This window comes from Nocardioides sp. P5_C9_2, from assembly GCF_054049555.1.
Genome location: NZ_JBFUMD010000381.1, coordinates 1 through 3,884, shown reverse-complemented (window position 1 = coordinate 3,884; position 3,884 = coordinate 1). Strand labels below are relative to the sequence as shown.

The 3,884-nt window shown below is 65.8% G+C and carries 4 protein-coding genes and 1 tRNA gene; 1 reads left to right on the top strand and 4 read right to left on the bottom strand.

Translation table 11 applies throughout. From position 1 onward, the window contains the following. The coding region (locus tag ACXJKL_RS16515; RefSeq protein WP_457208109.1) for a type I restriction-modification system subunit M N-terminal domain-containing protein at nucleotides 1–264 on the bottom strand (264 nt) is incomplete at its 3' end. A gap of 265 nt (nucleotides 265–529) precedes the next feature. Here ACXJKL_RS16515 and ACXJKL_RS16510 point away from each other — a divergent pair. Continuing rightward, on the top strand, nucleotides 530–727 hold the full coding sequence (locus tag ACXJKL_RS16510) for a helix-turn-helix domain-containing protein (RefSeq protein WP_457208108.1): 198 nt from the start codon (nucleotides 530–532) through the stop codon (nucleotides 725–727). On the opposite strand, the gene ACXJKL_RS16505 is transcribed toward ACXJKL_RS16510, so the two are convergent. From ACXJKL_RS16505 to ACXJKL_RS16495, 3 genes are all read right to left on the bottom strand, one after another. Continuing rightward, nucleotides 698–1,831, bottom strand: coding sequence for a tyrosine-type recombinase/integrase (locus ACXJKL_RS16505; protein ID WP_457208107.1), 1,134 nt, complete (start codon nucleotides 1,829–1,831; stop codon nucleotides 698–700). The two genes, ACXJKL_RS16510 and ACXJKL_RS16505, sit on opposite strands and share 30 nt — an antisense overlap. 157 nt (nucleotides 1,832–1,988) lie before the next feature. Next, nucleotides 1,989–2,062: transfer RNA gene (locus ACXJKL_RS16500), tRNA-Met, on the bottom strand. 48 nt (nucleotides 2,063–2,110) lie between these two features. Then, a partial coding sequence (locus ACXJKL_RS16495) for a UPF0182 family protein (protein ID WP_457208106.1) occupies nucleotides 2,111–3,884 on the bottom strand: 1,774 nt, incomplete at its 5' end.

The following is a 3,884-nucleotide window of genomic DNA, read 5'->3' as shown; positions in this document are numbered from 1 at the left end:
GAACGTGAGCGGTGAGACGTTGTAGAACGGCGCCCCGGAGACTCGCTCCAGGATCGGGTCGACGTTCGTGACCTTCCCCTCCAGCGACTTCGCGCGGGCGATGACGTCGGCCTTCGTCGGCTCCAGGACGCAGTCGAGACGCCGCAGCACGACGAACGGCAGGATGAACTGGCCGTACTCGTGCGCCTTCACGTCGCCGCGGAGAAGGTCCGCGATCGACCAGATGAACCCGACCTTGTCGCCGAAGCCGTTGATCCCAGACATGAGTCTCCTTCACTGCGAAAATTGCGTGACCGGTTGCCGACGAAGCATCACGGCCTCGAGTCTGTCGCCCTTGCCCCGCTCGTCGAGCGGGTGGAGCCCGGGTTACTTACGACTCGTGGACCGTCGTCGTCACGGACGTGAGTTTGCACTAGAGGGAGTGCGCACGGCTGGAAGACCCATCGTTCTACGTCCCCCGGCCCGCTTCATGCACGAGAGGTTTGAGGGTGCGGTTAGTGCTTCGTCGCGCCGAAGCCGTACGTAGTACATGGGGAAACAAACTGAAACGCTCTCCGACTATCTGACTCTTGCTGAAGTGGGTGACCTCTTGAGGCTGAGCCGCACGACTCTGTGGAGGATGGAGAAGAGCGGGTCACTCACCGTCGTGCGCTTCGGCAGCGCCGTGAGAGTGCCCCGCTCTTGGGTGACCGGTTTGTCAGATTCCGTAGGCGGCGTACGCGGCTGAGACCGCCTCAGCGGCTTTACGAGCGGCCTCATCGGTCACGTGCTGGTAGGTGTCAGCCGTGAGTTGAGTAGACGCGTGACCCAGATTCACAGACACGTCCTTGAGAGGCACGCCAGCCCTGAGCGCCGTCGTCGCGTAGGTGTGCCGGAGTGTGTGGACCTTCACGCCCTCAATGCCTGCCTTGGTGCTTGCGATGCGCACCGTCCGCAGAATGTTTTGAGGCTCCACCGGGGCACCCAGAGCCGTGGTGAAGACGAATCCCTGCGTGTCCTGCCAGATATTCCCTGCCTTGAGCCGCTCGGCTGCTTGTGCGGCCTTTTGAGCCTTCAGCAGCGCGACCGCAAGCGGGTCGAGCGAGATCGTGCGCGTACTCCCTTTCGTTTTCGTGCCTGTGAGGATCAGAGAGCCGTTCTGACGCGTCAGGGAGCCGTTCACACGGGCTGACCCCGCCTCAAGGTCGATCCCCTCCCAGCGGAGGGCCAGAGCCTCGCCGCGCCGGAGTCCCGTCCTGAGGATGAGCCGGAGGACCTCCGCGTAACGCAGACCCGCAGCACCCGTCATCAGGCCCGCAGCCTCGTCCATCCTCAGGAAGCGGGCTTCGCCTGCTCGAGCGGTCGGGCGCATCGCCTTGCGGCCGCGGGTGCGGCCTGCCTTGTTGGCCGGGTTGTAGGCCAGCAGCCCGTTGTCCATCGCGTCATCGAGGGCGACGCTCAGCACGTCGTAACAGTTGCGCCTGGTGCTTGGAGCCTTCTTCGCTTCCTGCATGACCCACATCAGGTGCGCTACGTCGGACGGCGTGATTTTGCTCAACGGGATCTCGCCCAGCGTCGGCTTGATCCAGCGGCGAACGTCGCCCTCGTGCCTGATCTTCGTGGACTCCGCCCGGTTGCTAACCTTGAGCGTCTTGGCGACCCACTCATCGAGCCACTCCCCCAGCGTTCGGCTCGAATCCTTCACGGGTTGGCCCGACCTGATCCGGTTCCGCGCGTCGGCTGCCTTGTCTCGGGCCTCGGCCTTCGTCTTGCCGTAGAAGACGTGACGCTTGCCGTCATGGGTGACCGCCTCCTGATAGCGACCGTCTGCACGCTTGCTCTTGCTTGTCATCTGACTACCTCCTGTTGGGGCCTCTGAACTACGTACGGCTTCAGAGGCCTCCAGCGGTAAGCAAGTCAGTCAAATAGTCAGTCAAGACCGTCTGAGACGCAGAAAACCGCTTCCCTCGATGAGAGGAAAGCGGCTTCTGACCTGCATCTTTACTTTGTAGCGGGGGCAGGATTTGAACCTGCGACCTCTGGGTTATGAGCCCAGCGAGCTACCGAGCTGCTCCACCCCGCGTCGGTGAACAGAACCCTACGCGATGCAGCAGGGCGAACCCAAATCGGGTCAGCTGTCCCGGGCGTCGGCCAGGGCGAAGGCCTCGTTGATCAGCCCACGACCCTGGTCCATCAGCCGTGCCCACCCCACGGTGTCGCCGTTGGCCTGCGCCCGGTCGGCGGCCTGGAACTTGGCCTCCGCCTGGGCGAGCAGCGAGCGGATCTGGTCGTTGACCGACCCGGAGGTCCCGGGCTGCTCGGGGTTCCCACCGTTGCCCCCGTTGCCACCGTTGCCGGTGTTGCCGCCCTGACCGCCCTGGGGCTGCTGCGTCGGCGGCCCGGAGGCAGGCGCGTTCGGCGAGACGCCGAGGACGTCGGCGATGGCCTCGCGCAGCGTCGTACCGATGCCGATCTCGTCGCCGTAGGACACCGTCACGAACCGCAGGATCGGGAACGACGACTCGGTGCCCGACCGCTTGGCGTACAGCGGCTGGACGTACATCAGCCCGTCGCCGACCGGGAGGGTGAGCAGGTTGCCGGGTACGGGCGTCACGCCACCCTGGGTGAAGCTCAGCAGCTCCTCCCGGACGGCCTCGTCGGAGCTGAGCTCGTTGGCGATCTGCCCCGGTCCGTCGGTGCGCTCGTTGGGCAGCTCGAGGACCGAGATCCTGCCGTAGTTGTCCTGGTCCGTGGCGTCGCTGTTGACCGACACGAAGGACACGAGGTTGGCCCGGCCGCGCGGCACGTAGACGCTGGTCAGCGCCCAGGTGTCGTCGACGAAGAGCCGGAACGGCGGCTGGAGGCGCGTCTCGGCCTCGGGGTCGCGCGGGACCTCCCACCGGGTGGAGGCGTCGAGCCACAGCTTGGCGTCCGTCTCGTGGTACTTGGCGAACTGGTAGCGCTGCACCTTGAACAGGTCGTCGGGGTAGCGCAGGTGCTCGAGGAGCTCGTCGGGGATCTCGTCGCGCGGCTTGAGGATGCCGGGGAAGACCTCGCCCCACGCCTCGGAGATCGGGTCCGGCTCCCACTCGTAGAGCGTCACCGTGCCGTCGTAGGCGTCCACGGTCGCCTTGACCGAGTTGCGCATGTAGTTGATCTCGTCGGTCGGCAGGGTCTGGAAGCCCAGGTCCTGGGCCAACGAGTCGTCGGTCATCGTCTCGAGCGACTCCCGCTGCGAGAGCGGGTAGCGGTCGGTGACGGTGTAGCCGTCGAGCACCCACTTGATCCGACCGTCCACGACCACCGGGTAGGGGTCGGAGTCGACCGTCAGCCACGGCGCGACCTTCTCCACCATGGTGCGCGGGTGCCGGTCGTAGAGGATCTTGCTGCTCTCGTGGACGCGGTCGGACAGCACGAGGTTGGGCTCGCCGAACTTCACGGCGTACAGCACCTTGTCGAAGAGGTTGCCGATCGGCACCCCGCCCTCGCCGTCGTACGTCGTGGTCTGGTTCTCGTCGCCGCGCTCGCCCTTGGGCAGGTCGAGCTCCAGGTCGGTACCGCTCGACTTCGCGCCCACGATGGAGTACGTCGGGGACTTCTCGCCGTAGTAGACCCGTGACTCGTAGCCGTCCGGGTAGAGGTTGGTCAGCGAGCTCTCGTCGCTCTCCTGGCCCTCGGCCCACTGCACCGAGGTCGACTGGCGCTGGTCGTCGGCCGGACGCTGGTTGCCGAAGGCGGCGATGACGCCGTTGCCGTGGGTGTAGACGGTGTGCAGGTTGGACCACGTCTTGTCACCGTCGGCGATGCCGGCCTGGTCGAGCTCACGGACACCGAGCACGACGGCGCGGTCCTTGCCTTCGATCTCGTAGCGGTCGACGTCGAGCACGTCGGGCACCGAGTAGTAG